General features: G+C 69.4%; 24 protein-coding genes and 1 tRNA gene. 16 read left to right on the top strand and 9 right to left on the bottom strand.

The genetic code is table 11. The annotated features are described in order from the left end of the window. Positions 1 to 15: 15 nt before the first annotated feature. Positions 16 to 1,470 (bottom strand): amidohydrolase family protein, encoded by a 1,455-nt coding sequence (locus G578_RS0110140; protein WP_028794140.1) that lies wholly within the window; start codon positions 1,468 to 1,470, stop codon positions 16 to 18. Positions 1,471 to 1,672: 202 nt separating this feature from the next. Between G578_RS0110140 and G578_RS0110135 the strand changes: the two genes are divergently transcribed. Further along, complete coding sequence (locus G578_RS0110135) at positions 1,673 to 2,263, top strand: biotin transporter BioY (protein ID WP_028794139.1); 591 nt, start codon at positions 1,673 to 1,675, stop codon at positions 2,261 to 2,263. Between the two features lie 183 nt (positions 2,264 to 2,446). Here G578_RS0110135 and G578_RS0110130 read toward each other — a convergent pair whose 3' ends face one another. Further along, the gene (locus G578_RS0110130; protein WP_028794138.1) at positions 2,447 to 4,075 is read right to left on the bottom strand and encodes an amidohydrolase; all 1,629 of its coding nucleotides are present in this window, start codon (positions 4,073 to 4,075) and stop codon (positions 2,447 to 2,449) included. A 159-nt stretch (positions 4,076 to 4,234) separates the two neighbouring features. Continuing rightward, on the bottom strand, positions 4,235 to 5,011 hold the full coding sequence (locus G578_RS0110125; RefSeq protein ID WP_028794137.1) for a class II aldolase/adducin family protein: 777 nt from the start codon (positions 5,009 to 5,011) through the stop codon (positions 4,235 to 4,237). 204 nt (positions 5,012 to 5,215) lie between these two features. Between G578_RS0110125 and G578_RS29465 the strand changes: the two genes are divergently transcribed. Continuing rightward, complete coding sequence (locus tag G578_RS29465; RefSeq protein WP_028794136.1) at positions 5,216 to 6,412, top strand: SPOR domain-containing protein; 1,197 nt, start codon at positions 5,216 to 5,218, stop codon at positions 6,410 to 6,412. 9 nt (positions 6,413 to 6,421) lie between these two features. Here the strand turns inward: G578_RS29465 and G578_RS0110115 are convergent, their stop codons facing one another. From G578_RS0110115 to G578_RS0110105, 3 genes are read right to left on the bottom strand one after another with little or no spacing between them, the layout of a single operon-like run. Continuing rightward, positions 6,422 to 6,757: a cupin domain-containing protein gene (locus G578_RS0110115; protein WP_028794135.1), complete on the bottom strand. Its 336-nt coding sequence runs from the start codon at positions 6,755 to 6,757 to the stop codon at positions 6,422 to 6,424. Between the two features lie 32 nt (positions 6,758 to 6,789). Further along, positions 6,790 to 8,001: an MFS transporter gene (locus G578_RS25710; protein ID WP_084618804.1), complete on the bottom strand. Its 1,212-nt coding sequence runs from the start codon at positions 7,999 to 8,001 to the stop codon at positions 6,790 to 6,792. Positions 8,002 to 8,023: 22 nt separating this feature from the next. Next, the gene (locus G578_RS0110105; RefSeq protein ID WP_028794134.1) at positions 8,024 to 8,743 is read right to left on the bottom strand and encodes a hypothetical protein; all 720 of its coding nucleotides are present in this window, start codon (positions 8,741 to 8,743) and stop codon (positions 8,024 to 8,026) included. Between the two features lie 190 nt (positions 8,744 to 8,933). Between G578_RS0110105 and G578_RS0110100 the strand changes: the two genes are divergently transcribed. Both G578_RS0110100 and G578_RS0110095 read left to right on the top strand, forming a co-directional pair. Next, positions 8,934 to 9,872: a DMT family transporter gene (locus G578_RS0110100; protein WP_028794133.1), complete on the top strand. Its 939-nt coding sequence runs from the start codon at positions 8,934 to 8,936 to the stop codon at positions 9,870 to 9,872. Positions 9,873 to 10,058: 186 nt separating this feature from the next. Then, entirely contained in the window at positions 10,059 to 10,361 is a 303-nt protein-coding gene (locus tag G578_RS0110095; protein WP_028794132.1) for a GIY-YIG nuclease family protein, read from the top strand. A 183-nt stretch (positions 10,362 to 10,544) separates the two neighbouring features. Here G578_RS0110095 and G578_RS25705 read toward each other — a convergent pair whose 3' ends face one another. Further along, positions 10,545 to 11,810 carry an MFS transporter gene (locus tag G578_RS25705; protein WP_051244503.1) on the bottom strand — a complete coding sequence of 422 codons (1,266 nt, stop codon included), beginning with the start codon at positions 11,808 to 11,810 and terminating at the stop codon, positions 10,545 to 10,547. Between the two features lie 142 nt (positions 11,811 to 11,952). Here G578_RS25705 and G578_RS0110085 point away from each other — a divergent pair, with 142 nt between their 5' ends. From G578_RS0110085 to G578_RS0110045, 9 genes are all read left to right on the top strand, one after another. Then, positions 11,953 to 12,360, top strand: a complete 408-nt coding sequence (locus tag G578_RS0110085; protein WP_028794131.1) for a hypothetical protein — start codon at positions 11,953 to 11,955, stop codon at positions 12,358 to 12,360. Beyond that, on the top strand, positions 12,357 to 12,989 hold the full coding sequence (locus G578_RS0110080; protein ID WP_028794130.1) for an HD domain-containing protein: 633 nt from the start codon (positions 12,357 to 12,359) through the stop codon (positions 12,987 to 12,989). The genes G578_RS0110085 and G578_RS0110080 overlap by 4 nt, the downstream gene beginning before the upstream one ends. Before the next feature lie 68 nt (positions 12,990 to 13,057). Beyond that, entirely contained in the window at positions 13,058 to 14,218 is a 1,161-nt protein-coding gene (locus G578_RS0110075) for a DEAD/DEAH box helicase family protein (RefSeq protein ID WP_028794129.1), read from the top strand. Positions 14,219 to 14,241: 23 nt separating this feature from the next. Continuing rightward, positions 14,242 to 15,609 (top strand): hypothetical protein, encoded by a 1,368-nt coding sequence (locus tag G578_RS0110070; protein WP_028794128.1) that lies wholly within the window; start codon positions 14,242 to 14,244, stop codon positions 15,607 to 15,609. Positions 15,610 to 15,738: 129 nt separating this feature from the next. Beyond that, entirely contained in the window at positions 15,739 to 16,680 is a 942-nt protein-coding gene (locus tag G578_RS0110065; RefSeq protein ID WP_028794127.1) for a branched-chain amino acid transaminase, read from the top strand. A 92-nt stretch (positions 16,681 to 16,772) separates the two neighbouring features. Beyond that, on the top strand, positions 16,773 to 17,594 hold the full coding sequence (locus G578_RS25700; protein ID WP_169400848.1) for an alpha/beta hydrolase: 822 nt from the start codon (positions 16,773 to 16,775) through the stop codon (positions 17,592 to 17,594). Positions 17,595 to 17,621: 27 nt separating this feature from the next. Continuing rightward, positions 17,622 to 17,706 (top strand) — tRNA-Leu (locus G578_RS0110055). Between the two features lie 228 nt (positions 17,707 to 17,934). Continuing rightward, positions 17,935 to 18,264: a hypothetical protein gene (locus G578_RS0110050; RefSeq protein ID WP_028794126.1), complete on the top strand. Its 330-nt coding sequence runs from the start codon at positions 17,935 to 17,937 to the stop codon at positions 18,262 to 18,264. 97 nt (positions 18,265 to 18,361) lie between these two features. After that, the gene (locus G578_RS0110045; RefSeq protein ID WP_028794125.1) at positions 18,362 to 19,399 is read left to right on the top strand and encodes a TerC family protein; all 1,038 of its coding nucleotides are present in this window, start codon (positions 18,362 to 18,364) and stop codon (positions 19,397 to 19,399) included. 21 nt (positions 19,400 to 19,420) lie between these two features. On the opposite strand, the gene G578_RS0110040 is transcribed toward G578_RS0110045, so the two are convergent. Next, positions 19,421 to 21,010 (bottom strand): MBL fold metallo-hydrolase, encoded by a 1,590-nt coding sequence (locus G578_RS0110040; protein WP_156907252.1) that lies wholly within the window; start codon positions 21,008 to 21,010, stop codon positions 19,421 to 19,423. A 17-nt stretch (positions 21,011 to 21,027) separates the two neighbouring features. Then, positions 21,028 to 21,348, bottom strand: a complete 321-nt coding sequence (locus G578_RS0110035) for a hypothetical protein (protein ID WP_028794123.1) — start codon at positions 21,346 to 21,348, stop codon at positions 21,028 to 21,030. A 185-nt stretch (positions 21,349 to 21,533) separates the two neighbouring features. Between G578_RS0110035 and G578_RS0110030 the strand changes: the two genes are divergently transcribed. The 3 genes from G578_RS0110030 to G578_RS0110020 are packed head-to-tail and all read left to right on the top strand — an operon-like array spanning position 21,534 to position 26,452. Further along, a complete protein-coding gene (locus tag G578_RS0110030; RefSeq protein ID WP_028794122.1) occupies positions 21,534 to 22,514 on the top strand; it encodes an HlyD family secretion protein in 981 nt (326 codons plus the stop codon). Next, positions 22,504 to 25,323 carry a ribosome-associated ATPase/putative transporter RbbA gene (gene rbbA / locus G578_RS0110025; protein WP_051244500.1) on the top strand — a complete coding sequence of 940 codons (2,820 nt, stop codon included), beginning with the start codon at positions 22,504 to 22,506 and terminating at the stop codon, positions 25,321 to 25,323. The genes G578_RS0110030 and rbbA overlap by 11 nt, the downstream gene beginning before the upstream one ends. A gap of 1 nt (position 25,324) precedes the next feature. After that, entirely contained in the window at positions 25,325 to 26,452 is a 1,128-nt protein-coding gene (locus G578_RS0110020) for an ABC transporter permease (protein WP_028794120.1), read from the top strand. Positions 26,453 to 26,502: the final 50 nt, after the last annotated feature.

The following is a 26,502-nucleotide window of genomic DNA, read 5'->3' as shown; positions in this document are numbered from 1 at the left end:
CCGCCCGTGTCCGTCCTACTCCCGGGTCTCGAAAACCATCGGCGTCATGGTGTCGATGTCGCGGCCGGCCCAGTCGCGCTGGCGCACCCCGGAGATGGTGATCTCCTGAAACGCGTTCAGCTTGGCCGACACGTCGGCCACGTCGATGCTGTCGACCTCGCCCTTGGAGACCACCTTCTGACCGTGCACCCAGACATCCTCCACCGCGCGGTCGCCGGCGGAGTAGATCAGGCTGCGGATCGGGTCGCGCAGCGGCTGCATGTAGGGATGGCCGCAATCGACCACGGTGAAGTCGGCCTTGCAGCCCACCTCCAGCCGGCCGATGTCGTCGCGGCCGATCAGAGCGGCCGCCCCCGCCGTCGCGGCGTAGAATATCTGCTCCGTGGTGGCGTTGGTGAAGTCGCCGGCCATCAGCCGCCCGGCGATCATCGCCACCTCCATCTCGTGGATGAAGTTGTGCGGGAAGGTGTCGGTGCCGAGGCCGAGCGGGATGCCCGCCTCCATGTAGCGACCGACATGGTTCAGCGCGATGCCGCGGCGCCAGAACACGTTCGGGCAATGCGCAACCCCCGCGCCCGAGGCGACCAGCCGGCCGAAGTCGTTCGCCTGCGGCCAGTGCAGCCAGGGATGGTCGTTGAGGAAGATGCCGTGGGCCACGATGGTGCCGTCGGTCAGCACGCCGAGATCGTCCAGCCACTCGATCGGCGTCATGCCGTGACGGCGGGTCATCTCGTTGAACTCGACCACGCTCTGGGCTGCGTGAATGTGCATGGTGATGCCCCGGTCCATCGCCTCCTTGTGGGAGGCCTGGATCAGCTCGGCGGTGCAGGTGTCGATCTGCGACGGGCCCATCATGCCGGACATGCGGCCCGAGGGGTGGGCGTCGGCCTCGTCGATGGTGGCGATGGCGCGCTCCATGGCCCGCTCGCCGGCGGCCTCGTCCCAGTCGTAGACGACGGAATGGCCGTCCTTGGTGGTCCAGGCGGCCGAGCGGTACATCGGGCAGAGCACGCCGCGGATGCCGGTCGACGCCACGTCCTCGACCCAGCCGTCGCGCGCCATGGACAGGTCGCAATAGGTGGTCACCCCGCTCTTCAGCATCTCGTGGATGGCGAAGCGCATGGCCGGGCTGGCGCCCTCGGGCAGCATGCGGAACACCGGCATGTACTCGTAGAGCGAGGACTGGCCGAGCTTGGGCGAGCCCAGCTCCTCGTTCAGCCCCTTGTTGCCGGGTTCGGAGGCAGGGTGGGAATGGACGTCGATGAAGCCGGGCATGACCATCTTGCCTGCCCCGTCCAGGGTGACGTCGGCCTCGCCGTCGAAGCCCTTGCCCACATGGATCAGCGCGTGGTCGCGGAAGGCGATGTCGGCGCCCTTCAGATAGACATGGCCGCCGGTGCCCTCGGCACCGCCGTCGGGATCCCAGGCGATCACCCAGTCGCAATTCTTGATCACCGTCGTGCGGCTCATGGTCTTCCTCGTTCTCGATTGCAGTTGCGGCTCGATTGCAGATCCGGTCGGCGGGGGCTCCCGCGGCGGCAGCGAGTGTGCGGGGCGGGACCGGCCGCGTCAAACCGGAGAAATCGCCTTAAGTGACGTCGGGTCACCGTTGACAGGCCGGCGCCGTCTTCCGACCGTTCGCGTCTCGACAACCTGCCAACGGAACTCTGGCATGACCGCTTATCCCACCCTTCTCGACACCGCCCTGCCGGTCGACGGCCGCACCCGGCGCCTGCTGCGCGACGCCGGGCTGGCGCTCGCCGGCTCGGTGCTGCTGACGCTCTCCGCCAAGACGCAGATCCCGTTCTATCCCGTGCCGATGACCATGCAGACCTTCGTCATCATGGTCCTCGGCATGGCGCTCGGCCCGCGCCTGGGGACGGCCACCGTGATGCTGTACCTGGCCCAGGGCGCGCTCGGCCTGCCGGTCTTCGCCGGGACGCCGGAAAAGGGTCTGGGGCTGGCCTATATGGCCGGGCCGACCGGCGGCTATCTGATGGGCTTCGTCGCCGGTGCGTGGCTGTGCGGCGCGCTGGCCGAACGGGGCTGGGACCGGTCCTGGCTGAAGACGGTCGCCGCCGCCGGCCTCGGCCATGCGGCGGTGTTCGCGGTCGGCTTCGCCTGGCTGGCGGTTCTGGTCGGCGCGGAGACGGCGTTTGCGGCCGGCGTGGCGCCGTTCTGGGCGGCGACGCTGCTGAAGACCGCGCTGGCGGTGGCGGTGCTGCCGCCGGCCTGGGCGGTGCTGCGGAAGGTGCGGGGGTAACCTCCGACCCCTTCCCACCCTTTCCCGTCTTCCCGGCCTTGCGCCGGGATCGCGGGAAGGGGCCGCTGCGGCGCCGGGGATCGATCCCGGCGCTCCATCGCGCGGCGGTCGGGGTCCCGGCGCAAGGCCGGGAAGACGGGAAGGTGCTGGGGCGGGGGCCCGCGCCTACGCCCCCCCTGCTGCCTAAGCCGCCTCGCCCTGGCGGTCGTAGGCCAGTGCGCCGCCGAGCACCGTCAGGTCGCACTGGGCGTCGATCCAGGCTTCCGGCTCGGTGGCGAACAGGTCGGTGTCGAACACCGCCACGTCGCCGAGCCTGCCCACTTCCAGCGTGCCCTTCAGCCCTTCCTCGAACGAGCCGTAGGCGCCGTTCACGGTGTAGGCGCCGATCGCCTCCTCCACGGTGATCCGCTCCTCGGGGCCGATCACCGTGCCCCGCGAAGTCTTGCGGGTGACCATGTTGTAGATGCCGCGGAACGGGTTGGTCTGGGACACCGGCCCGTCGGAGCTGCCCGAGGGGTGTAGGCCGGCATCGATCCAGCTGCGCATCGGATAGCTCGCCGCCGGCCGCTCCGGGCCGAGCGCGTCGAGATACAGGTCTCCGAACTCGTACAGGAAGATCGACTGCGGTGCCGGCAGCACGCCGGCCTTGGCCATGCGGGCGATCTGGTCGGTCGACAGGAAGCCGCAATGCTCGATCCGGTGGCGGCGGTCGGACTGGACCTGGTTGCCGATCGCCTTCTCGTAGCCGCTGAGCACCTGCTCGATCGCCGCGTCGCCGATGGCATGGGTGGCGATCTGGAAGCCGCGGGCGTGGTAGTCGGCGATGTAGCCGTGGATCTCCTCGTCGCCGTAGATGAAGATGCCGAAATTCTCGGAATCGTCGGCATAGGGCGAGGACATGGCCGCGGTTTTGCCGCCGGCCGAGCCGTCGGCGAACAGCTTCATCGGCCCTGTGCGGACCCACTCGTCGCCGTCGCCGGTCATGAAGTCCATGTCGAGGATGCGGTCCGGCCAGCCGGTCGCCCCCGCCAGCGGCATCAGATACATGCGCTGCGGCAGACGGCCCTGGCGGCGGGCGAAGAGATAGGCCTGCCAGTCGCGGTAGCCCTCGCGCAGGCCGACCCCCGGATCGGTGCAGGAGGTGAAGCCGTAGGACAGGTTGAGTTTCGCGCCGGCCTCGATGCCGTCGACGAAATCGTCCATGCCGGCCTTCGGAAAGGCACGATACACGAGCTGCTGGGCGGTCTCCTGCAACAGGCCGGTCAGCTTGCCGTTCTGCGCCTCCACATGGCCGCCGGCCGGATTGGCGATGCCTTCGCGGACCTGCGCCAGTTCCAGCGCCTTGGAGTTGGCCACGCCCATATGGCCGCAGGTGCGCTTGATGTAGACCGGGTTGTCCGGCGCCACCATGTCCAGCTCTTCGCGCAGCGGATGGCGCTTCTCGGCCAGATTGAAGTGGTCGTAGCCGCGGCCCATGATCCACTCGCCCGGCGCCAGGGTGTCGGCCCGCGCCTTGATCGCGGCCAGAATGTCGCCGATCGAGGTGATGTCCTCGCCCTTGAGGTTGACCTCCAGGGTGCCCATGCCGACGGCCATCATGTGCTGGTGGGCGTCGTTCAGCCCCGGCACCGCGAGGCGGCCGGCGAGGCCGATCTTCGTCGTGTCCGGACCGATCAGGTCGGCGATCTCCGACGCCGTGCCGGTGGCCAGGACCCGCCCCTGCCAGATCGCCACCGCCTCGGCGAAACCGAGTCCGGGGCCAAGAAAGACCTTTCCGCCCGACAGGACGGTATCAGCGGCCACCCGCGTCATGCACGCATCTCCTAGAATCTAGAATGGGGTATCCAAGTCGGCCGAACGACCGAAGCGGCCCCGTCGCACGGACGGGGCCGAAGATCGTTCACGACCCAGCTTGCTACCGGATCGGGACCCGGCCCGGAGGCCGGATCAGGACCCGGCTCGGTGGCCGGGTCAGGCGTCGTAGCCCGGGCTGTAGCGGTCCATCATCCGGCGCATCGCCGGCCAGGCGCGCTCGCCGAACGGCTTGGAGCCGTCGCCCCAGAACTGGTCGGCGGTGTGCTGGCAGACCTCGTCGGACGGGATGATCAGCTCCTGGCCGGTCTGGGCGGAGAGCTGGGCGACGCAGGCATGCTCCAGGTTCTGCAGGATCTCGAACGCCTCGCCGATGGTGCGCCCGCAGGCCAGCAGGCCGTGGTTGCGCAGGATCATGGCGTAGCGGTCGCCGAGATCGGCCTGCAGGCGCTCGCGCTCGTCCAGGTCCAGGGCGATGCCCTCATAGGTGTGGTAGGCGAGATGGTCGCCGTAGAACATCATCGCGTTCTGGGTGATCGGCAGCAGCCCTTCCTTCTGGGCCGAGACCGCCATGCCGGCGCGGGTATGGGTATGGGCGACGCACATCACCTCAGGGCGCGCCATGTGCACGGCGGAGTGGATGGTGAAGCCGGCCTCGTTCACCTCGAAGGGCGTGTCCATGACGGACTTGCCCTCGGTGTCGATCTTCACCAGCGACGACGCGGTCACCTCCTCGAACATCAGCCCGTAGGGGTTCAGCAGGAAGTTATGGTCCGGTCCCGGAAGGCGGGCCGACAGGTGCGTGTAGATCGAGTCGGTCCAGCGGTAGAACGCCACCAGGCGGTAGAGACAGGCCAGATCCACACGGATCAGCCATTCCTCCTCGCTCACCTGCTCGCGCACTGACGGGATTTCTGCCTCATAGGCAAGGGCCATGGCGGCCTCCTCGGCTGAGGGACGGGAATTCTAGGGTTGGCGCCGAGATTGGCGGGTGCCGCGGGGACGGTCAATCCATCAAAGTTCCGACCATGGTGCCAACACTTTGCGTGGCGCCAGTCTTGCGGTTTCCTTGACACGAACCGCAAAATATTGATGATTCAGGACGAATCCGTGCTCCCCAGTGGCGAGAGGCCGATCCGCATGGCGCAGCGCCGCCCGCTCCTTCTCCTGGCCATCGCGACCGCCCTGCTGTCCGGCTGTTCCTCGGTCGGCAGCATCGGCGACAGTCTCGGCGGCAGCACTCCCGAGGACCGCCTGGCCCCGGCCCCGGCGCCGATCTATGCCGCCGGCGACACCTTCGTGTACACCGAGAATGGGCAGCCGACCCGCGAGCAGGTGGTCTCCGTCGCCCCCGACCGGGTGGTGTGGACCAACGACAGCGGCCTGATCTGGACCAAGGACGCCGCCCTGGTCACCCCGCAGCTGCGCTGGTCGTCGCATCCGGAGCTCGGCCGCGGACAGCAGACCATCATCGGCTCGCCCGAACAGCTCTTCCCGCTGCAGGAAGGCAACGTGATCGCCTACTCCGTGCGCGGCTCGGCCGAGAACGCGCCGGCCGGCTGGCAGGAGGAGCACCGCTGCGCCGTCACCGGTCAGGAGGACGTGCAGGTCCCCGCCGGCACCTACACGACCTTCCGCATCGACTGCCAGCGCAAGGACTTCCTGGACAGCTACTTCTATTCGCCGGTGGTACAGAACTACGTGCTGCGGGTCCGCGATTTCGGCACCGGCCAGTCGCGCAAGGAGCTGCTGTCGGTGACCCTGGCCAACGACCGCACCCGCGAGCTGCCGGCCACCGTCGCCGCGACGCCGAACCCGGTGGACGGCCCGACCGTGCAGCAACCGGTCACCCCGCCCGTCGCCGTCATGGGCGCCGCCCCGACGCCGGCGATGGCCACGGACAGCATGGCCAAGGAGCCGATGGGCACCGAGGCCGAGCGGGCCGACGCCCTGATCTCGCGTCTGGAGGACGTGGTCTCGCGCCTGGAGAAGGTCGCCGGGCTGGATGCCGGCGGCGCCGCGGCTGCGGCCGGCGGTTCCACCGCGCCCCGGACCGCGGCCGCATCGGGCGGCGGGTCGTCGGGACCCTGGGCGGTGCATCTGGCCTCCTACCGGTCCCAGCGCTCGGCGCAGACGGGCTGGACGGTCCTGCAGCGCCGGTTCCCGGCCCTGGGGGACAAGAAGATGGTCACCAGCGAGTTCGACCCGGGCAACGGGCGCGGCACCTATGTGCGGCTGATGGCCCAGGGCTTCCCGAACCGCGACGCGGCCATCCGGTTCTGCGCCCCGCTGAAGGGGAAGGGCCAGTTCTGCGACGCCCGCGGCCCGTTGCCCTGACCTGTACCGTCAGACCACCGGGACGTAGTCGTACTCGCCCACGCCCTGCATGATCAGGAAGCTGACCGAGGTCTCGCCCGCGTTGGTCACCAGGTGCGGCCGGCCGGCGACCACCTCGTAGCTCTTGCCGGGGGCCAGCTCGACGGATTCCTTCGGGTTCATCAGGTAGATCCGCAGCGTCCCCTCCAGCACGTAGAAGGTGTCGCCCACATTGGTGTGGGTGTGCCACGGCACCTTCTGGGTCGGCGACAGTCGGATCTCCTGAATGCGGAAGCCGGGGCGCTCCAGATGCCGCGCCCGATACTCGGCCTCGTAGAGGTGGTCGGCGTCCTTGACCGCTTCCATGGCGGATCTCCCTTTGTGCTGTTGGGCTTGCCCTACCCTACCGCGCCGCGCGCCCGCATCCAGCCCCGGATCAGCGACAGCAGCACGAAGCCGGCGCAAATGCTGGCCATGTAGAGCATGAGCCCGGTCGGCACCCACGCCTCGATCGCCCAGCCGGAAAGCGGCGGGCCGAACAGGTTGGCCAGCTCGAAGGTCATGACGAAGGCGGCGTTGGCGGCGACCAGCTCGCCGCCGCGGTAGCGCTCGCCCAGCATGGTGACGCCGACGGTGTAGAGCCCGAAGCTGCAGCCGCCCCAGATAAACAGGATCGGATAGGCCGCCAGGGAATCCGCCCGCAGCAGCCAGGCCACCAGTCCCGGACAGGCGATGCAGATCGTGCCCAGCACCAGCAGCATGCCGCGCCGGTTCACCCGGTCGGCGATCCAGCCCAGGGGGATCTGCAGCGCCACGTTGCCGGCGAACACCGCCGTCAGCAGCGTGATCGCCGTCTCCGACGGCATGCCGAGGCGGATGCCGTAGATCGGCAGGAAGGTGAAGAACGCGGCGTCGATCAGCCCGACGGTCAGCACGGCGGCGAAGATGGTCGGCGCCTCGCGGGCCAGCCGGATCACGCTGCCCTTGGTCTCCAGCGCCAGGGGCGGCGCCAGCTTGCGGATCAGCGCCAGCGGCAGCGCGGTCAGGGCGGTGACCGCCGCGATGGTCACGAAGGGTGCGGGCCCCTGGGTCCCGATCAGGGTCAGGATGAGCGGCCCGAGCGCGAAGCCCGATGCGATGGAGGTGATGTAGATCGACATCACCAGCCCGCGCCGCCGCTCGCTGACGATGGCGTTCATCCAGGTCTCGCTGACCACCCAGTGGATCGAGACCCCGGCGCCCATCAGGAAGCGCAGGACCATCCAGGCCCAGAGATTGTCGATGAAGGCCATGGCCAGGGCCGACAGCGCGGTCAGCAGCAGGCCGCCGACCATGGCCGGACTGGCGCCGAACCGGCGGACAAAGACGGTCGCGTTGGGCGCGACCACCAGCACGCCGAGCGAGGTCATGGCGGAGTTGATGCCGATCATGACCGGGTCGACCTGGCGCGCCTCCAGGGTCACCGCGATCAGCGGCACGAAGCCGCCGACCGCCAGGCCGATCGCCATCGAGGAGGCGTAATGCGCCAGCAGGCTGCGCATCACCTGGGCCGGCGACAGCGTGCCGTCCCGGTCGTCCCCGGTTTGCTTCATGGCCCCGGTTGGTGTCATGACCGGGTCACGCGCCGGCGGCTCATGGATAGGTGCAGCGTTCGGCCGCCACCTGCGCGAAGCCGCGCGCACCGGCCTTCACCAGGAAATGGTGCTCCACGCCGTCATGGACGACGGACTGCTGCAGCGGCAGGGTGCCCGCGACCTCGGTGCGCTGGCCGTCGATCCGGGTGAAGACCAGGGTGACCGGCTTGTGCGGATCGAACCAGGCCTGCGGCAGGCCGGCATCGGTGACCTCCGAGTCGCCGCTGCCGGTGACCGCCACCGCGTCGTTGGCGAAGGTGACCGAGGTGTTGGCGCCGTCGTACAGCGGGGTGCGGACCAGGAAGCGCTTGGTCTCCACATCCTCGCAGTCGCGCTTCTCCTCCGCCGACTTGATGTAGAACGCCAGGCGCTGGGGATCGACCCCGGCCTGCAGACGCTCGGACACCAGGTCCAGCAGCTCGCGCCGCGCGCCGGTCGGCACGTCGGCGTTGTAGCGCTTCTCCCATTCGTCCAGGGCCAGCTTCGCGCGTTCGACCTCGACCCGCAGGTTGGCCGCCTCCTGCTCGCTGGCCGCGCGGGCCTGCTCGAACTCCAGGAGCTGTTCCTGATGCATGCGGCGCTGACCCTCGATGTCCTCCGCGCCGAACTCGTAGGACACCGTGGCCGCCGCCAGAACGACGCCGATATAGATGACGAAGCGGATCACGCCGCTCCACACCCGACGCCGATAGCGCCGCTCGCTGTCGTAAAGGCTCATATGCTGTTTCCTCGCCGAGGGAAGACCGAGTTTGCCACTTCCCCGCCCGCGCCGGTGTTCTAGCCGGTCACGCCGCCCGGGTGAAGGGGGACCAAGGCGACGGGGTGGAACGAGCGGGTGAAACGACGTGGTGGAACGATCGGGTGATCCTCCTTTCCCATTGGGGCAGCCGTGTGTCACTTTCCGCCCCATGTCGATCAGCCCCAAGCCTCCCGTATCGGCGCCCGATCGGGCCCCCGCCGCCGTCGCCCGTGCCGAGGATGTCTCGGAGAACGCGGTGCGCGGCATCGGCCTGCTGATCACCGCGGAGCTGCTGTTCGCCACCATGGACACCCTGGCCAAGATGCTCGGCCAGGAGATGCCGGTGCCGATGGTCGCCTGGGGCCGCTACGCCTTCCATCTCGGCTTCATGCTGATGTTCTTCCCCGGCCGGCGGCTGCTGCCGCTGCTGCGGGTGCGCCAGGTCAAGCTGACCCTGCTGCGCGGCGTCCTGCTGCTGACCGCGACGATGAGTTTCTTCACCGCCATCCGCTACATTCCGCTGGCCGATGCGGTGGCGATCGGATTCGTCGCCCCGCTGTTCGTCGTCGCCCTGTCGATCCCGATCCTCGGCGAGACGGTCGGCCCGCGGCGCTGGGCGGCGGTGCTGATCGGCCTGGTCGGCGTGGTGGTGATCGTGCGGCCGGGTTTCGCCGACGTGCACTGGGCCTATGGGCTGATGATCTTCATGGCGTTCATCTTCGCGGTCTTCGTCATCGTCACCCGGATGCTGACCCGCACCGAGGAGACCCTGTCGATCCTGTTCTACGCCGCGCTGATGGGCACGGTGGGCACCTCGCTCATGCTGCCGTTCTTCTGGCAGACCCCGACCTGGGAGCAGCTCGGGGTGATGGCGGCGATGGGGGCGATCGGCGGCGTGTCGCAATGGCTGATGATCAACGCCTACAAGGTGGCGACGGCCTCGACCCTGGCGCCGTTCCAGTACGTGCAGATCACCTTCGCGGCGTTCTGGGGCTATGTGGTGTTCGGCGACATTCCCGATATCTGGGTGATCTGCGGCGGCTCCATCGTCGTCGCCAGCGGCCTCTACGTCATCCACCGCGAGGCGACCCTGGCGAAAAAGGGGTAACAGCGACGGGGTTTCCTCCCTCCGTCTTCCCGGCCCTGCGCCGGGAGCCAGACGTCGGCGTGATGGAACGCCGGAGGCCAATCACCGAAGCCGCGGCTGCCCTTTTCCTGGATCCCGGCGCAGGGCCGGGAAGACGGGGAGGGGGGGCCGTGGGAAAGCCGCTCACGCCCTCCCATGGCTCACCACATGAGAGTCTGGGTCTATATCCTCGCCAGCCGGCGGAACGGGACGCTGTATGTCGGCCTGACCACCGACCTTGCGCGGCGCATCCGCGAGCACAGGGAGAAGCGGCTGGCGGGGTTCACGTCGAGACACCACGTCACCAGGCTGGTCTATGTCGAAGAGCAGGAGCGTCTCGACCACGCCCTGATCCGCGAACGGCGTCTCAAGCGCTGGCGGCGCGACTGGAAGCTGGATCTGATCGAGCAGCAGAATCCGGACTGGCGGGGCCTCTCCTACGACATCCTCGGACCGCCGGACAGCGGCTGAGGGTCGATACCCTATCACCCTTCCCCGTCTTCCCGGCCCTGCGCCGGGATCCAGACGTCGGCGTGATGGAACGCTGGAGGCCAATCACCGAAGCCGCGGCTGCCCCGTTCCTAGATCCCGACGCGAGGCCGGGAAGACGGGACAGCGAGGCTGGAAGACGGGTGGAAAAGGAGGCGTGTCCCCTTACGCCGCCGCTTCGTTCTTACCGCCGTCCTTCTTGCCGCCGTCCTTCTTGCCGCCGACGCTGAACACCGTCAGCAGCGACACCACCATGAAGCCGGCGATCACGTAGAACACCAGGGCCGGCTCGCCGCGGTCGAGCAGGAAGCCGAACATCAGCGGGGCGACGATCCCGCCCAGGCTGAAGCCGGTCGACACGAAGCCGAACACCTTGCCCATCGATCCCGCCGGGGTGACCGAGCGCACGATCATGTCGCGGCTCGGCATGATGATGCCGTGGGTCAGGCCCTGCAGTGCCATCAGCGTCACCAGCATCCAGATCGGCAGCGCCACCGTGCCGACGATCAGCACCGCCACCGCCGTCGCCAGGAAGCAGCAGGCCGCCACCCGGTTGTGGTTCGAGGTGCGGTCGGCGATCACCCCGCCCAGCAGGATGCCGAGCGAGGAGCCCACCAGATAGAAGGTCAGGCCCAGATTGGCGGAGTCCACCGGCGTGCCGTGCACCCGGTTCAGGGCGGAGACCAGGAAGTTGTTGATGCCGCCCGAGCTCAGCGCCAGCAGCAGGAAGAACAACAGGCACATCAGGATCGCCGGGTTCAGCATGATCGACCCGCCGGCGCCGGCGGCCGTGCCGTCGCCGCCCTTCTTCTTGCGCTTGTCGGAGCCCGGCGCGTGCTTCAGCGAGCGGCCGAACACCACCAGCGCCAGGGCCGCTACCATGCCCGCCGCGCCGCAGGCGGTCACCCCGGCCTGCCAGCCGAATTCCTGGGCCAGCCAGACGATGGTCATCGGCACCGCCGCGAAGCCGGCGAAGCCGGTGAAGGTGTGCAGCGAGAAGCCGCGCCCCATGCGCTTCTCCGACACCGAGGCCGACAGGATCGCATAGTCGGCCGGGTGATAGACCCCGTTCGCCGCCCCGGCCAGTACCATGCAGGCCAGCATCGCCCAGTAGGTGCCGGTGATGCCGATCAGCACGAAGGCGAGGCCATGCGCCGCCAGCCCGCCGATCAGGATCCATTTTGCCCCGACCTTGTCGACCAGATAGCCGAACGGGATCTGACTCACACCCGTCGCCGCGTTCGCCACCGTCAGGATCAGCCCGAGCTGCACGTAGCTCACCCCGAACGCGTCCTTCAGGATCGGGAACAGCGGCGCCAGCAGCAGGATGTAGAAGTGGCTGAAGAAATGGGCGGTGCCGATCAGCGAGATGACCTTCATGTCATCGCGGAACGATCCGGCGTCCTCGACGGTTGTGGTTGCGGCGGTCATGGGGGCGGTCGACGAATAGTTGGCTGGGCAACGAAAGTGCGCCCGGATCGGCCCGAGGGTCAAGAGGGCGGGTCGAGGGAGTCGGCCCCCGGCGGCCGGCAAGACGCTTGCTCCGTCTCCCCTCCCCCGGTAGGGGAAGGCGATGAACCGGACCGTCGTCGTGCTGGGATTCGCCGTGCTGCTCTCCGTCGCCATCCTGTGGGCCGGCGGCATCGGGCTGGTGTCCTACCGCCAGTGGCACGACACCCATGTCCGCATCGAACGCAAGCGCGACGCCGGGAAGGCGGAATGCACCAAGACCTATGTCGAGGAGGACGCCAAGATCCGCTGCATGCACCTGTTCGATACCCAGTACGTCATGGAGATCAACATCGCCCGGGCGACCCGGGTGCTGATCGCCGCCGGACCGCTGGTCGGCCTGCTGATCGCGCTTCTGGTCGCCGGGCGCTCGGCGAAGGCGCGGGCCGGCGCCCAGGCCCTGCGCGACCGCTCCGCCGCCCGCCGCCGCGCCGACCGCACCCCCACCCGGCACGAGACCGACCCGACATGAGCCGCACCCGTGCCGACGAGCCGCCCCGCGCCTGGCAGCGCATGCTGAGCGGCCGCCGCCTCGACCTGCTCGACCCCTCGCCCTTCGACGTGGAGATCGAGGACATCGCCCACGGCCTCTCCCGGGTGGCGCGCTGGAACGGCCAGACCTCCGGCGCCTGGGCCTATTCCGTGGCCCAGCACTCGGTCCTGGTCGAGCGCATCGCCACCAGCATCGACGGCACCCTGGCGCGCAAGTGGCGGCTGGCCGCCCTGCTGCATGACGGGCCGGAATACGTGATCGGCGACATGATCACCCCGTTCAAGGCGATCATCGGGCCGGATTACAAGGCGGTGGACAAGCGGCTGTCGGCGGCGATCCACATCCGCTTCGGCCTGCCGGCGGAGCTGCCTGCCACGGTCGAGAAACTGATCAAGCGGGCGGATCGCGTCGCCGCCTATTTCGAGGCGACCCAGATCGCCGGCTTTGATCCGGCGGAAGCGCGCAGGATTTTCGGCGCGCCCCGCGTCAAGCAATCGGTCACAATCGACCCGGTTGGCCCGGAAGATGCAAAGACGCTTTACTTGAAAAGGTTTCGCATGCTGGCAGGGGTTCCTGCCTCCAAGAACGGCGGCGTGCATGATAATTAAGGCAAGGGCAAACTAATTCGGCGCAGGTTGAAGGCACCGCAGCCGATCCTATAACAGGATCAGGACCGATGACGCAGACGACGCATTCAGCCACCAAGGACGGAGAGGCTGCCGGCCACCTCAATACCCGGTACTGGCCGGCGACCTTCGAGGAACGCGGCGTGGTGGTGCCGTTCACCACGCCGATGCTGGCCTTCGCGCGCGCCCGGTCCAACGGCAATGGCGGGCTGGAGGTGATCGTGCCCGGCCTGTCCGGCAGCAGCGGCGTCTACATCATCGGCTGGTCCGGCGTGCGCGAGGTCTTCCGCATGTCCGTGCACGACCGCGCCTTCCACGACATGATCGAGACCCGCAAGGCAGCCACCCCGCGCGAGATCCGGCGCTGCGCCCATGAGATCGCCATGACCGGGCTGTCCGGGCCGGACGCCATCGACGCGGCGGAACGGGCGGTCGAGCAAGAGGAGAACGAACGCCTGCTCACCAACTACTACCTGGTCAACTCGGTGGTGAAGAGCCTGGCGAAGACCGATGTGAAGCTCTCCGTGGCCGAGCTGTCCTCCACCGCCGGCCAGAAGAAGGTGCGCGGTATCATGGCCGGCATCGCCAGCGACCTGCGCGTGTCCTCCGAGCAGCTCTATGCCGATATCGAGAAATGGTCGGACATGATCGCCCCGGTCGGGGTCGCCTCGATGCCGCACGAATGCCGGCTGCGGCGCCTGATGACCCGGCTGAAGGCGTTCCGGATGAACATCACCGCCTGGGGCCGGAACTCCAACGCCGACCCGGACGGGCTGGCCTTCCTGGTCGCGGACGTGGCCCTGCTGACCCTCGATGTGGGGCGCGACGTCCTGGGCGAGATCGACGACCACGCCAACGATTTGCAGACGGCGCTGGCCAAATGGAGTACCGTCGGCCCGGAAATCGCCGACGGGATGAACCGGATCTCCTGGCTGCTGGACGGCTGGGACCACGTCATCGGTCTGTGGGAAGAGGTACTCGACGGCGCCCTCCACGAGCAGAAGGATGCGCTGGAGGAAATCGTGCGCATGCTGCCCCTGGTCCCGACCAAGGAACTCGATGCGCAGCAGGGCAAGGCCTGGGGCGACCTGGAGAATGCCATGCGCAAATTCGTGAAACCGCTGCAGAACTGGCAGTCCGGCCATACCGACATCGAGCTGCAGCTGCGGATCGAGCGGCGCCGGGCCGAAGCGATGAGCGAGGCCGGCTGAACCCCAGCGAAGGCGAGAGCGACATGAGCGACACCTCCCTGGACAACATGGCGAACAAGGTCTTCGAGATCCCGGAGGCCGAGTTCGAGAAGCTGGTCGGCGCCCTGGAGCTGCGCCGCCTGCGGCCGTCCCAGCAGGCGGCGTCGATCGCCATGCTGACCCAGATCCGGCCGCGCCTGCGCCTGATCCGGCCGGAGCGCAAGTTCACGCCCATGCGGCTGTTCTGCCGTCCGTTCGAGGACCTGCTGTACAACCCGAACACCCCGCGCAAGGCGCTCGGCCGCATCCCGCGCGGCGCCCTGAAGCCGATCTGGGCGGAGGCGGAGGGCCTGCTGGGCGACGCCGGCCTCGCACCCGTGCTGGAGGCGCTGAAGGGCCTGGATCCGAGCGACGACGAGGCGGTCGACGCCGCCGGGCGGCCGTTCTGGGCGGCGACCCATGCGGCGCTGAAGGGCCTGTCCGATGCCAGCGCCAAGGAAAAGGGCGGCCGCGCCAGGCTGCAGGAGAAACTCGGCGGCCCCGAGGTCCTCGCCTCGCTCGACGACATCGTCACCGCCCTGGCGATCGCGGCGCCGCTGACCGAGATGCGGCGCCTGCTGCCGCCGCCGCCGATCGACGACATCAACAACGCCTCCCTGCAGGTGGTCGTTGCCGGGCTGACCCGCACGGCCGCCATCAACCGCGACGGCCTGCCGATCCTGGTGCTGTCGCTGATGGCGCGGCTGCAGTCGCCGGCCATGCTGCCGAGCCTGATCGAGCGGCTGATCGAACAGGGCGCCGGCGACCTGATCAAGTCCATGGGGGGCCAGGTCGGCGAGGCGGTGGCCAGCCAGCAGGAAGACCGGATCATCGACATCCGCGCCGATGCCGAGATGAAGAAGGACGACCCGGTGACCGTGGCCCGGGCCCTGGGCAACGAGCTGAAGACCCTGCAGCGCGAGGCGGCGGCGGCCGATGGCGGCGGGCGCGGCGTCGCCCGGCAGATCGAACGGGTGAAGGTCGAACTCGGCCGCCTCGCCCGCGAGACCATCGTGTCGGGGGCGGCGCCGAAGACGGTGGCGGCGATCGAGGCGCTGGACGCCCCGCCGGACAACGCCACCAGCAACCGTGACCGGTTCCGCGCCATCGAGGAACAGATCATCTCGCTGCGCCTCTGCCGGCAATACGCCGGCGATGTCGGCCTGGAGGGCGAGATCGCCACCGCCATGAAGCAGATCGGCGCCAAGCTCGACGAGCGCTCCAACGACCTGCTGCAGCGGCTGGCGGCGAACGACGCGACGGTGTCGACCGTCGACCTGTTCTGCACCGTGCGCCTGGTCGAACTGACCGAGGGGTCGGAGAAGGCGGACAAGCTGCGCGAGAAGGGAATGGCGGCGCTCCAGGACCAATGAGCCGTCTTGCCGCGGCCCGGCCACGGGCATAAATTGGCCGCTCCCAATCGAGTGCTCTGCCGTGTCCGGGTTTCCTTGGGAGGGCCCCGCCAATACTCGGCCGCACCAAGATCAAAAGGACCTCAGATCATGGCGACCCCGAAATACGTGTTCATGGACGACCGTATCGTTCCCTGGAACGAGGGCACGGTTCACGTCGACACCGCGGCGTTCAAGTTCGGCTCCGCCGTCTTCGAGGGGGTGCGCGGCTACTGGAACGCCGACGAGCAGGAGATGTACCTGTTCCGCATGGCCGAGCACATGAACCGCCTGGTCTTCTCCCAGCGCTTCATGCGCTACGACGAGATCATCACGCCGGAATACGTGACCGAGAAGACGATCGAGCTGATCCGCGCCAACGGCATCCAGGGCGAGAACGTCCACATCATGACCACGACCTATGTCGCCGGCCATGGCGGGCAGAACGTCACCGGCCCGATCAAGCTGGCGATCACCGCCCAGGAGCGGCCGCGCACGGCGAAGATCACCGACGGCATCTCGGCCCAGGTCAGCTCCTGGATGCGGGTGCCCGACAACGCCATGCCGATGCGCGCCAAGGTCAACGCCAACTACCAGAACGGCCGGCTGGCCACCCTGCAGGCCGTTGCCGACGACTACGACACCGCCATCCTGCTGAACAGCCGCGGCAAGGTCGCCGAGGGCCCGGGCATGTGCTTCTTCCTGGTCCGCGACGGCGTGCCGATCACCCCGCACACGTCCAGCGACATCCTGGAGAGCATCACCCGCAGCACGGTGCTGCAGCTGCTGGAGGAGATGGGCACCCCGGCGGTCGAACGCGAGGTCGACCGGTCCGAGCTGGTGGCCGCCGACGAGGCGTTCTTCTGCGGCACCGCCTGGGAGGTGACTCCGATCACGTCCATCGACAAGCTGGCGGTCGGCACCGGCAAGGTCGGCCCGCTGACCAAGAAGCTGCAGGAGCGCTATTTCGACGTCTGCCACGGCACCTCGGGCGCGCATCCGGAATGGCGCGCGCCGGTCTATGGTGCGGCCAAGGCCAACGCGGCCGAGTAACCCTCCGCCCGACCGATCCGGACAGGCGCGGCACCCCCGGGTGTCGCGCCTTCTTGTTCCGGGCGCCGTATCCACGCCCCAGGGAGCTCCGCTTGACCCGACCCGACATGACCGCCCGCGCGCTGGGCCCGGCCCGGCTGCACTCGGTGGCCGCACGCGCCGCAAGCGCAGCTCCCGGCGCCGCCTCGGCCGATAGCCGTCCGCCGGTGCTGCTGGTGCACGGCGCCTATCACGGCGCCTGGTGCTGGGACGGCTGGGTCGAGCGGCTCGATGCCGAGGGCTGGGCGGTCCATGCCCTGGACCTGCGCGGCCATGGCGGGCTGGCGCCCGACGCAGCGTTCCGCACCGACGGGGCCGAGGAGATGACGGCCGACGTGGTCGCCGCCATCGACGCGATCGGCGCGCCGCCGCTGGTGGCCGGCCATTCCATGGGCGGCCTGCTGGTCGTGCTGGCCGCGCTGAAGCGCCCGGTGGCGGGCCTGCTGCTGGTCTGCCCCTCGCCGCCTGGCAACCTGCCCGGCGCCGCCCGGGTGCCGCTGGTCGACGAGAGCGCGCTGTGCCCGCCGCTGAGCGCGGCCCAGGCCGGCGAGCGCTACGCCCCGCATCTGGCACCGGAGGCATTGGCCGCCATGGCCACCCGCCTGAGTGCCGAGAGCCCGCGCCTGCTGAACCAGCGCTACGACCTGCGCATCCCGGTCGATCCGGCCGCCCTGCCTTCGGGCCTGCCGATCCTGGTGGTGGAGGGCGGCCGCGACGACCCGGCCCGCCACCCGCCCGGCCAGGACGAGGCCATCGCCCGGTTCTACGGCGCCGGCCATCTCCGCCTGCCCGACGCCCCGCACAACCTCATGCTCGGCCCCGGCTGGCAGGGCTGGTTCACTGCGATCTGGAACCGCGTTACGGATATGCTGTAGACAGACAGCCGATCCGACACCGCACACGGCCCCGTGGCGGAACTGGTAGACGCACGCGACTTAAAATCGCGAGCCTTCGGGCGTGAGGGTTCGAGTCCCTCCGGGGCCACCAATCCCAAGCGGACGATAGCCGCCGGGATCCGGGTCTCGGGTCGCTGGGGATTGGGACTGCGATTTGGAAGCGGCATTCTTGCATGGCTGGCCGCCCCGCCGTGAGGGACACGCGGGGCTAATCTGAGCGGGTCGGCATTCCCGGAACGCCTGGGACTCACCACATGACGACGACCACCAGTGGCGGCTCATCTGGCGGTCCTTGTCCTGAGCCGTTGAAAGCCTCCCCATGTCATCCGTGTTGACCGAACTCCTCATCGGCGTCCTGCTGCTGGGCGGCGGGATCCTCGCGCTCGTGTTCACGCACCGGTTCGTCGCCAGGGCGACACTGTCCGACGACGACTACTTCGTGCCCGCGATGGCCGGCACGCTGATCACCAGCCTGCTCGCCTGCGGCATGGCCTTCCTGATCGAGGCGGCCCTCTCCGCCCACATGCTGCGCGAGATCGCGATCGCGGTGCCCGTCGGCCTTGTGCTGCTCGTCGTGGCGCGGGCGCTCTGGCAACGCCACGAGGCCCGGGCACGCCGCGTTCCTCCGGCCCAGGCGATGCCCCTCTAAGGCAGATCCGCCCTGGCGCCACGCCCCACCGCGAGAGCCGCCGGTGCTCCCGCGGTGCCGGCGCCATCGCCCGACCGACGCCGGCAGGGACCATCCGATGGACATACTGTTCGCGCAGGTGATCGGCGAGCCGCTGTGGATGTGGCTCGGCTTCCTGGCCTTCGTCCTCGCCCTGCTGGCATTCGATCTCGGCGTCCTGCACCGCCGGACCCACGAGATCGGCATCGCCGAGAGCCTGAAGCTGTCCGCCTTCTATATCGGCCTGGGCGTGGCGTTCTCCGGATGGATCTGGCACCGGCTCGGCACCGACGCGGCACTCGACTACCTCACCGGCTTCGTGGTCGAGCAGAGCCTGGCGATGGACAACATCTTCGTCATCGCCATGATCTTCGGCTTCTTCGGCATTCCCCGTATCCACCAGCACCGGGTGCTGTTCTGGGGCATCCTCGGCGTCATCGTGCTGCGCGGGGTGATGATCGTCGCCGGCGCCGCGGCGATCACCCAGTTCGAGTGGGTGCTGTATCTCTTCGCCGCCTTCCTCATGATCACCGGGGTGAAGATGCTGTTCGCCGCCGAGATCACCTATGACATCGCCCAGAATCCGGTGCTGCGGTTCATGCGCCGGCACCTGCGGGTGACCCGGCAGCTCCACGGCGATCGCTTCTTCGTGCGCCATAGCGACCACCGCACCGGCGCCGAGGTTCTCTTCGTCACGCCGCTCTTCCTGACCCTTGTCATGGTCGAACTCGCCGACGTGGTCTTCGCCGTCGACTCGATCCCGGCCATCTTCGCGATCACCACGGAACCCTATGTGGTCTACACCTCGAACATCTTCGCGATCCTGGGGCTGCGCTCGCTGTTCTTCGCGCTGTCGGCGATGATCCATCGCTTCGCCTATCTGCGATACGCCCTGGCGCTGATCCTCGTGTTCATCGGCGCCAAGATCTTCGCCGCCGACATGCTGAACCTCGCCAAAATACCGCCGGCGGTCTCCCTGTCGGTCACCCTGGGGCTTCTGGCGGGCGGGATCGCGGTGTCCCTGTGGACGACGGCGCGCGAGGCGCGGCACGCCTCCGTCGGCGCGCCTGCGATCTCCGAACGGCCGCGCGTCCGGCCGGACGTGGCGGAGAAATGAGCGACGGACGGCCCACTCCCGCTACGCCTCCCCGGTCTCCTCCAGGGCGCGGCGCAGGCGGCGGATGATGGCGGCACGGCCGCGCTCGTCGGCGGCCCCGTCGACCCGCTCGGAGACGTCGAGCAGCAGCTTCGACAGGTCGTTGTGCCAGTCCAGTCGGGCCACCTTCTCCGGCGGCAGCCGGCGCGGCCGCCCGCCTTCGGCGACCAGGGTGCCGACGCCGTTCAGCTCGTACAGGTCGTCCAGATGCGGTGCCGCGATCCGCGCGTCGGGAAAGCGCGCGGCCAGCCGCACGTGCAGCGCGGACAGGGCGGTCTCCTCGCCATGGGTCAGGAAGATCGTGCCCGAGACCGGCCCCCTACCCTCGATCCAGGCGACCAGCTCGCTGGCATCGGCATGGCCGGAATACAGGTCGAACAGCGCGATCCTGGCCTTGACGTCGATCTCCTCGCCCTGGATGCGGACCCGCTGCGCGCCGTCGAGCAGGATGCGCCCCAGGGTGCCCTGGGCCTGGAAGCCGGCCAGCATCACCGTGGCGTTGCGCCGCCACAGATTGGCCTTCAGGTGGTGGCGGATCCGGCCGGCGTCGCACATGCCGCTGGCGGCGATGACCACGAAGAAGCCGGTGAAGCGATTGATCGCCTTGCTCTGGTCCACCGTTTCGGTGAAGCGCACCCGCCGGGCGTTCAGGGCGGCGCGCAGGGTGTCGCCCTGCTCGATCTCGTCGGCGTGACGCTCGAAGATCTCGCTGGCGCGGGTCGCCAGCGGAGAGTCCACGAAGATCGGCGCCGAGGGCACCTCGCCCGACTGCATCAGCAGGTGCAGGTCGACCAGCAGCTCCTGGGTACGTTCGACCGCGAAGGACGGAATGATCAGCGGGCCGCTCGCCTCGGCCGCCTTGCGGACCTCCTCGGCGAGCATGGCGCGGCGCTGGTCGACCGAGACCGTCGGGCGTTCCCGGTCGCCGTAGGTGGATTCGCAGATCAGGTAGTCCACGTCGCGCGGCCCCTGGGGGTCGGGATGCAGCAGCTTGAAGCCGGGACCGATATCGCCGGAGAACAGCAGCCGGAGCGGCCGTTCGGCGGTCCGCTCGATCTCCATCTCGACCGAGGACGATCCCAGCAGGTGCCCGGCGTTCCAGAACCGCGCCCGGATCCCGGCGGCGACCGGGGCCCAGTCGCCGTAGCCGGCCGGGCGGAACAGGGTCAGGCAGTCCGCCGCGTCGCGCCGGGAGTAGATCGGCGAAACCGGCTCGCGGCCGCGCTGGGCATTGCGGCGGTTCAGCCGCTCGACCTCGACCTCCTGGATATGGGCGGAATCCGGCAGCATCACCGAGCACAGGTCCACCGTCGCCCGGGTGGCGTGGATCGATCCGGCGAATCCCTGCCTGACCAGCTTCGGCAGCAGGCCGCTGTGGTCGATATGCGCGTGGGTCAGCACGACCGCGTCGATCGCGGCGGGATCGAAGGGGAAGTCGCCGTAATTCAGCTCCCGCTCCGATTTCGAGCCCTGGAACAGCCCGCAATCCACCAGGATCCGGGCGGCACCCGTCTCGATCTCGTAGCAGGAGCCGGTGACGCAATGGGCGGCGCCGTGAAACCTGAGCTGCACCTGAGGCCGCCCGGCCTTCAGGAGCCGCCGGGCACCGGCGCCGACGGGACGTAGAGCCAGTTCCCGATCAGCCCGCCGGCAACCGCGCCCAGCAGGGCGCCGGCACCGCCGTGCAGCACGAGGTCGGCGGCGATCGCCCCGACCAGCGCGCCGCCGGCGATCGCGACCAGCTGGTCGGTGGTGAGGACGAATGTGGAATCGACCTGCTGCTCGACCTGCTCGATGACCTTCTGCGCCGCCGGACCGGCGTCGGAACCCGCCTGCTGGGCCGCGGCCGGGAGACTGACGAACAGCAGCGCTGCCGCCGCGAGAAGAACCGTACGTAGCAACGTGACCATGACGTGACCTCCGTTTTCCTGATCTGACCGATCCTAGCAGGTCGCGGCCACCACGAATTGATTTGCATCAATGCGGCCGATACCCTCCACCGGCGATTTGATGCAGCGCAAAATCAACCGCCGCCAAGCCTGATAGGCTTGCCGCGAGATTTGGCGTCACAACCTTTTCAGGAAGTCTGCATCCCATGCGAAAGAGCCTGCCGGTTCTGCTCGTTCTCGGCGCCGTGGCCGCCGCCGTCTGGTACTGGCACGCCCGGGAGCACGACGATCTGCCGGCCGGCCTGGTCAGCGCGAACGGCCGGACCGAGGCCGAGCGGATCGACATCGCCGCCAAGTTCCCGGGACGGCTGGACGCGGTCCTGGTGCGCGAAGGGGAGATGGTCGAGGCCGGCAACGTGGTGGCCGTGCTGGATGCCGCCGAGGTCGATGCCCGGCTGCGCGAGGCGGAGGCCATCGTCCGACAGACCGAGGAGGGCCTGAACGAGGCGAACGCCGTGCTGGCCCAGCGCGAGAGCGAGCGGATCTTCGCCGAACGCGAGCTGCACCGGGCCGAGCAGCTGGCCGAACGCGGACACACCGCCGCCGAGACCGTGGACCTGCGCCGGGCCGAGCATGCGACGGCGGTCGCCGCCGTCGCCTCGGCCCGCGCGGGGATCGCCCGGGCCAAGGCGTCCATCGAGGCCGCCAGGGCCACCGTGGAGCGGATCGCGGCGGACCGCGACGAGCATTTCCTGCGGGCGCCCCGCGCCGGCCGGGTGCAGTACCGGCTGGCGGAAACCGGCGAGATCGTCGCCGCCGGCGGCCGGGTGATCTCCCTGCTCGACCTGACCGACGTCTACATGACGGTCTATCTGCCGACCGATGCCGCCGGCCGCCTCCCCTACGGCGCCGAGGCCCGGCTGGTGTTCGACGCGGCCCCGGAATATGTGGTCCCGGCCGCCGTGACCTTCGTCGCCTCGCAGGCGCAGTTCACCCCGCGCTACGTGGAGACCGCGAGCGAGCGCGAGAAGCTGATGTTCCGGGTCAAGGTGACGATCCCGCCCGAGGTGCTGGAGCGCCACCGGGCGATCGTGAAGACCGGGGTGCCGGGCGTCGCGTATATCCGCGTCGATCCGGACGCGGCATGGCCCGAGGACCTGGCGGTGCGGCTGCCCGATGCGCCCTGATCCGGCCACGACTGACCCGGCCCGTACCGATCCGGCCCCTACCGATCCGGCACCCTGCATCCGCCTGGAGGGCGTGTCGCACCGCTACGGGCCGACCGAGGCGCTGTCGGACATCTCGCTCTCCCTGCCGCCCGGCAGCAGCCTGGGTCTGATCGGTCCGGACGGGGTCGGCAAGTCGACCCTGCTCGGCCTGATCGCCGGCATCCGCCGGATCCAGCAGGGCAGCGTCACCGTGCTCGGGGCGGACCTGGCCCGGGCCGACCGGCGCGCCGCCGTCAGCGGACGCATCGCCTACATGCCGCAGGGCCTGGGCCGGAACCTCTATCCGACCCTGTCGGTGGCCGAGAACGTCGATTTCTTCGCCCGGCTGTACGGCCAGTCGCCGCAGGAGCGCGCGCGGCATATCGACGAGCTGCTGGACGCCACCGGCATCGCCGCGTTCCGCGACCGGCCCGCCGGCAAGCTGTCCGGCGGCATGAAGCAGAAGCTCGCCCTGTGCTGCGCCCTGGTGCACGACCCGGACCTGATGATCCTGGACGAGCCGACCACCGGCATCGATCCGCTGTCGCGCGTGCAGTTCTGGCGCCTGATAGACCGGATCCGCGCGCGCCGCCCCGGCATGAGCCTGGTGGTCGCCACCGCCCAGATGTCGGAGGCGGAGACCTTCGACACGATCGTCGCTCTCGACCACGGACGCGTCCTGGCGCGCGGGACTGCGCGGGAGATCCAGGAGGCGACCGGCACCGCCACCCTCGACGAGGCCTTCGTGGCGCTGCTGCCCACGCCCGTGCGGGCGCCGACCGACGGCGCGCTGCCGCCGCGCAGGGCCGTCGACGGGCCGCCGGCGATCGAGGCCGAGGGCCTGGTCAAGCGGTTCGGCGACTTCACCGCCGTCGACCGGGTCAGCTTCCGGATCGAGGCCGGGGAGATCTTCGGCTTTCTCGGCTCGAACGGCTGCGGCAAGACGACGACCATGAAGATGCTGACCGGCCTGCTGGCGCCGACGGAGGGCGAGGCCCGGGTGTTCGGCTCGCCGGTGACCGCGCTGGGCAACGACGCGCTGGGCAACGACATGCGGCGAAGGGTCGGCTACATGTCGCAGTCCTTCTCGCTCTATGCCGAGTTGTCGACCCGCCAGAACCTGGACATGCATGCCGACCTGTTCGCCCTGACGCCCGACCGCAAGCGCCGGCGGGTCGCGGCGCTGCTGGAGCAGTTCGATCTCGGCGAGGTCGCCGACGCGCGCCCGGACCGCCTGCCAATCGGCGTGCGCCAGCGGCTCCAGCTCGCGGTGGCGATGCTGCACGAGCCGGACATGCTGATCCTGGACGAGCCCACCAGCGGGGTCGATCCGATCGCGCGGGACCGGTTCTGGGACCTGCTCTACGACCTGTCACGCAACGGCGGGGTGACGATCTTCATCTCCACCCATCTGATGGAGGAGGTGACCCGCTGCGACCGGGTCTCGCTGATGCATGCGGGACGGGTGCTGGCGGTCGGCGCGCCGGAGACCCTCCGCGCCGAGCAGGGGGCGGCGTCGCTGGAGGAGGCCTTCATCCGCTATCTGGAGCAGGCGGAGCCCCAGGCCACGGAATCTTCGGCCTCGGCGCCGTCGGCCGCGGAACCGCCGCAGGAAGCCGCCCCGTCGCCGGGCCGGACGTCGGATGCCGGACCCGTCGGAATCTTCTCGCCGCGGCGCTGCTGGGCCTTCGCCCGGCGCGAGGCGCTGGAGCTGTGGCGCGACCCGATCCTGCTGAGCTTCGCCCTGCTCGGCCCGCTGATCCTGATGCTGGCCATGGGCTACGGCATCTCCTTCGACGTCGACAGCCTGACCTATGCCGCCCTCGACCAGGACCGCTCGCGGGAAAGCCGGATGTTCCTGCGGCAGCTCTCCAGTTCCCCCTACTTCGCGGAGGCGCCGGCGCTGAGCGGCTTCGCCGATCTCGACCGGCAGATGAGCGCCGGCCGCATCGCCCTGGCGGTGGTGGTCCCGCCGGGCTTCGGGCGCGATCTGCTCGCCGGCCACAGCCCGGAGCTCGCCGGCTGGCTGGACGGCGCCAATCCGGTGCGGGCGGAGACCATCCGCGGCTACCTGGAGGCCGCCTTCCAGGGTTATCTGGAGGAATACGCGATGACCGAGACCGGGCACGCCGCGGCGCTGCCCCCGGTCACCGTCGAGACCCGGTTCCGCTACAATCAGGCGTTCCGCTCGACCGACGCGATCGCGCCGGGCGTGCTGATGATGCTGCTCATCATGATCCCGGCCATGCTCACCGCCCTCGGCGTGGTGCGCGAGAAGGAGCTGGGCTCGATCACCAACTTCTACGCCGCCCCGGTACGCCGCATCGAGTTCCTGATCGGCAAGCAGCTTCCCTATATCGGCGTGGCGATGCTGAGCGTCGCCTGCCTGCTCGCACTGATGCTCGGCCTGTTCGGCGTGCCCTTCGCCGGCGGCCCCGTCGCCCTGCTCGCCGGCGCCCTGCTCTACACCACCGCGGCGACCGCGTTCGGGCTGGTGGTCTCGACCTTCGTGCGCTCGCAGATCGCGGCGATCTTCGCCACGGCGATCATCGTCATGATCCCGGCGGTGAACTTCTCCGGCATGATGTATCCGGCAGCCGCCCTGGAGGGGGCGGCGCGGGTGATCGGCCACGGCTTCCCGTCGCTGTATTTCCAGAACATCGCCACCGGTGTGTTCAACAAGGGCCTGGACCTCGCCCGACTCTATCCCAACCACCTCATCCTCGCGGGCTTCGTCGCGGCCTACTGGGTCGCCGCGTCGGTGCTGCTGCGCAAGCAGGAGGACTGAGATGACGCGCCTGCTCCGGAACACGGTCCGACTCGGCGTGAAGGAGCTGTACAGCCTGTCGCGCGACCTCGTCCTGGTCGGGCTGATCGCCTACACCTTCACCGTGGCGATCTACACCGTCGCGCGCGGCCAGCAGACCGAGCTGAGCAACGCGGTGGTGTCGGTGGTCGACGAGGACCGCTCGGTCCTGTCGCAGCGGATCCGCGGGGCGCTGCTGCCGCCGCATTTCCGGCCGGCGGAACTGATCGGGCTCGACGCGCTCGACCGGGTCCTCGACAGCGGCCGCGCCTCCTTCGCGCTCGACATCCCGCCCGGCCTGCAGGCCGACGTGCTGGCCGGCCGCGCGCCGACCATCCAGCTCAACGTCGACGCGACCGCCATGACCCTGGCCGGCAACGGGACGCGCTACATCAGCAGCATCATCCAGGCCGAGGTCGCCGACTTTCTCGGCCGTGCCGAGGACCAGGTCGCCGCGCCGGCCACCCTGACCGTGCGCGCCCGGTTCAATCCGAATCTGGAGTCGAGCTGGTTCACCTCGGTGATGCAGGTCATCAACAACCTGACGACCCTGGCTGTGATCCTGTCCGGTGCCGCGGTGATCCGCGAGCGCGAGCACGGCACCCTGGAGCATCTGCTGGCGATGCCGGTGCGGCCGGCGGAGATCGTGCTGGCCAAGATCTGGGCGAACGGGCTGGTGATCCTGCTGGCGGCCATCCTGTCGCTCACCCTGGTCGTGCAGATCGGCCTGGGGGTGCCGGTCGCCGGGTCGCTCTGGCTGTTCGCGCTGGGCGCCGGGATCTACCTGTTCGCCATCACCTCGCTGGGCGTCATGCTGTCGACCATCGCGACGACCATGCCGCAGTTCGGCCTGCTGGCGATCCCGGTCTTCGTCGTCCTGAACCTGTTGTCCGGCGCCACCACGCCGCTGGAGAGCATGCCGGAGCCGCTGCGCACCGTGATGCTCGGCTCGCCGGCCACCCATTTCGTGACCTTCGCCCAGGCCGTGCTGTACCGCGACGCCGGGATCGGGATCGTCTGGCCGGAGATGCTGACGGTGGGCGGGCTCGGCGGTGCCTTCTTCGTCTGCGCGCTGATCCGGTTCCGCGCGACCATCGCCGCCGCCCGGTAGCGCGCACCCCGCCGGCCGCGCGCTTGACGGCGGGCGTCCGGCCTCCATCT

The sequence above is a fragment of the Thalassobaculum salexigens DSM 19539 genome (assembly GCF_000423805.1).
Lineage (GTDB): Bacteria > Pseudomonadota > Alphaproteobacteria > Thalassobaculales > Thalassobaculaceae > Thalassobaculum > Thalassobaculum litoreum.
Note: the sequence above shows the minus strand (reverse complement) of the source record. Positions and strands in the feature narration are given on the sequence as shown.

Excerpts from the sequence above, each read along its gene's own strand:
- G578_RS0110075 (WP_028794129.1), top strand. The coding sequence starts at position 13,058 with ATGACGCAGACGACGCATTCAGCCACCAAGGACGGAGAGGCTGCCGGC.
- rbbA (WP_051244500.1), top strand. The coding sequence starts at position 22,504 with ATGCGCCCTGATCCGGCCACGACTGACCCGGCCCGTACCGATCCGGCC.
- G578_RS0110065 (WP_028794127.1), top strand. The coding sequence starts at position 15,739 with ATGGCGACCCCGAAATACGTGTTCATGGACGACCGTATCGTTCCCTGG.
- G578_RS0110050 (WP_028794126.1), top strand. The coding sequence starts at position 17,935 with ATGTCATCCGTGTTGACCGAACTCCTCATCGGCGTCCTGCTGCTGGGC.
- G578_RS0110030 (WP_028794122.1), top strand. The coding sequence starts at position 21,534 with ATGCGAAAGAGCCTGCCGGTTCTGCTCGTTCTCGGCGCCGTGGCCGCC.
- G578_RS25710 (WP_084618804.1), bottom strand. The coding sequence starts at position 8,001 with ATGACACCAACCGGGGCCATGAAGCAAACCGGGGACGACCGGGACGGC.
- G578_RS0110045 (WP_028794125.1), top strand. The coding sequence starts at position 18,362 with ATGGACATACTGTTCGCGCAGGTGATCGGCGAGCCGCTGTGGATGTGG.
- G578_RS0110100 (WP_028794133.1), top strand. The coding sequence starts at position 8,934 with ATGTCGATCAGCCCCAAGCCTCCCGTATCGGCGCCCGATCGGGCCCCC.
- G578_RS0110070 (WP_028794128.1), top strand. The coding sequence starts at position 14,242 with ATGAGCGACACCTCCCTGGACAACATGGCGAACAAGGTCTTCGAGATC.
- G578_RS25705 (WP_051244503.1), bottom strand. The coding sequence starts at position 11,810 with ATGACCGCCGCAACCACAACCGTCGAGGACGCCGGATCGTTCCGCGAT.
- G578_RS0110035 (WP_028794123.1), bottom strand. The coding sequence starts at position 21,348 with ATGGTCACGTTGCTACGTACGGTTCTTCTCGCGGCGGCAGCGCTGCTG.
- G578_RS0110085 (WP_028794131.1), top strand. The coding sequence starts at position 11,953 with ATGAACCGGACCGTCGTCGTGCTGGGATTCGCCGTGCTGCTCTCCGTC.
- G578_RS0110095 (WP_028794132.1), top strand. The coding sequence starts at position 10,059 with ATGAGAGTCTGGGTCTATATCCTCGCCAGCCGGCGGAACGGGACGCTG.
- G578_RS0110140 (WP_028794140.1), bottom strand. The coding sequence starts at position 1,470 with ATGAGCCGCACGACGGTGATCAAGAATTGCGACTGGGTGATCGCCTGG.
- G578_RS29465 (WP_028794136.1), top strand. The coding sequence starts at position 5,216 with ATGGCGCAGCGCCGCCCGCTCCTTCTCCTGGCCATCGCGACCGCCCTG.
- G578_RS0110130 (WP_028794138.1), bottom strand. The coding sequence starts at position 4,075 with ATGACGCGGGTGGCCGCTGATACCGTCCTGTCGGGCGGAAAGGTCTTT.
- G578_RS0110105 (WP_028794134.1), bottom strand. The coding sequence starts at position 8,743 with ATGAGCCTTTACGACAGCGAGCGGCGCTATCGGCGTCGGGTGTGGAGC.
- G578_RS0110125 (WP_028794137.1), bottom strand. The coding sequence starts at position 5,011 with ATGGCCCTTGCCTATGAGGCAGAAATCCCGTCAGTGCGCGAGCAGGTG.
- G578_RS0110080 (WP_028794130.1), top strand. The coding sequence starts at position 12,357 with ATGAGCCGCACCCGTGCCGACGAGCCGCCCCGCGCCTGGCAGCGCATG.
- G578_RS0110135 (WP_028794139.1), top strand. The coding sequence starts at position 1,673 with ATGACCGCTTATCCCACCCTTCTCGACACCGCCCTGCCGGTCGACGGC.
- G578_RS0110115 (WP_028794135.1), bottom strand. The coding sequence starts at position 6,757 with ATGGAAGCGGTCAAGGACGCCGACCACCTCTACGAGGCCGAGTATCGG.
- G578_RS0110020 (WP_028794120.1), top strand. The coding sequence starts at position 25,325 with ATGACGCGCCTGCTCCGGAACACGGTCCGACTCGGCGTGAAGGAGCTG.